1 protein-coding gene is annotated in these 851 nt (G+C 39.4%); it reads right to left on the bottom strand.

Features of this window, described 5'->3' with window-relative positions; all coding sequences use genetic code 11:
- A partial coding sequence (locus tag ACPWSO_RS17905; RefSeq protein ID WP_426084936.1) for a lysozyme occupies positions 1-767 on the bottom strand: 767 nt, incomplete at its 3' end.
- Positions 768-851 lie beyond the last annotated feature (84 nt).

The raw sequence follows: 851 nt of genomic DNA, 5'->3' as shown, positions 1-851 counted from the left end.
AAGGATTCCGTAATGTAACTATCGGAAGCATTTCTATCCCAATTATCTACTGTAAAAATTCCAGTACCACAATTATAGGCAAGACTTACCATCGCATCGAATTGATTTTGATTAAACGAACGAGTAAAGTAGTTGCTTACTGCGTTTTCATAAGCCACTATATCTCTCTTAAATTGCTCATCTGCTTGTGCTTGCGTCCATGTTGTAACTCCAGGAACTAAACTCGTTTGCCCCTTTCGTTCCGCATGTCCCCAACCAATGGTAATCATTCCATCACTAAGATCATAAGCTGTGAGTCTGCATCCTTCGAATTTCTTGATTAGGGTTTCACCCTTAACACCTAAAGTCGAGGCCTTCTCTTCAGGAGTTGACGTGCCGCTGGTTGAAATCCATTGATCCAGATTTAAAATATCCGTAATAGGATCTTCTCCAACATTCTTCTTCACAGGAAACCCCGCCCAGTTAGCTTGCCAACTATCAGATCCGATTTTTACCCAAACGTGTCCATAGCCGCCACCACCATTTCTATTAACTGCAATGTTAAGCGTACCAGAACCGACGTTTGCAATTCCTTCTGAAACGTACGTAACTGGGATATCTTTTGCATTTCCACGCGCAGCATATGGATTTGGTGCGCCAACAAATTCAAGAATGTTCTTAATTAAGCTAACACATTGTCCATTTAATCCGGCATTAGATTTATCGACCGTTATTTGACCGATAAGACTATCAAGAAAACTTTTTACTTCTCCAATTGTTTTTGCCATAAGTTTTCCTTTCTTTACTTTTTTGTAAGATCTTACAACGTTAGTATAGCGAATATAAGTGTTTTCTAACTGTCAACTTACTGT

It is taken from the genome of Enterococcus sp. LJL51, from assembly GCF_049894025.1.
Classification (GTDB): Bacteria; Bacillota; Bacilli; order Lactobacillales; family Enterococcaceae; genus Enterococcus_L.
The sequence above is the reverse complement of the archived record's forward strand: the minus strand, read 5'-3'. Positions and strand labels throughout refer to the sequence as shown.